Raw genomic sequence first — 601 nt, forward strand, 5'->3', positions numbered from 1 at the left:
GGTCATGACTCGTTCATACGGCGTAGAGTGCACCCGATCCCATTAGACCTCGGAAGTTAAGCTGCGCTCGGCGGGAATAGTACTGCGGTGGGTGACCACGCGGGAAGTCCCCGTGACGAGTCGTTTTTTTGCCCCCGGCGACAATACCTACCCAGGAGCACGGGGCGGGGCCACCGGCGCGGGGGCGAGGCCCGGGCCCCGGGCCCCGGGCCCCGGGCCGGAGCCAGGAGGCGGAGCCAGGAGGCGGAGCCAGGAGGCGGAGCCAGGAGGCGGAGCCTGGGCCGGGGCCTGAGCCCGCCCCCCGGGCCCCGGGCCGGAGCCTGGGCCGGGGCCTGAGCCCGCCCCCCGGGGCCAGAGCCGGAGCCTGGGCCGGGGCCGGAGCCCGCCCCCGGGCCAGAGCCGGGGCCTGGGCCGGGGCCCGAGCGAGCGAGCGAGCCCCCCCGCGCCCCGAGGCCCGCCCGAGGCCGCGGCTCGCCGCCGAGCTCCGGCCCGGCCCGCGCCGCGAGTCCCCCGGGGCCGCCGCTGGCCCGGAACGCAACCTACCCAGGAGCGTCGCCCGGCTCGCCGGTCGCGGGCCCGCCGCCGAGCTCCGGCCCGGCCC

The 601-nt window shown here is 79.9% G+C and carries 1 rRNA gene; it reads left to right on the plus strand.

The features are described from left to right. The first annotated feature begins 5 nt into the window (after positions 1-5). Positions 6-124, plus strand: a 5S ribosomal RNA gene (gene rrf / locus JFN88_RS15450). The last annotated feature ends 477 nt before the right edge of the window (positions 125-601 follow it).

The organism is Paenibacillus roseus (assembly GCF_016424485.1).
GTDB classification, from domain to species: Bacteria; Bacillota; Bacilli; order Paenibacillales; family Paenibacillaceae; genus Paenibacillus_D; species Paenibacillus_D roseus.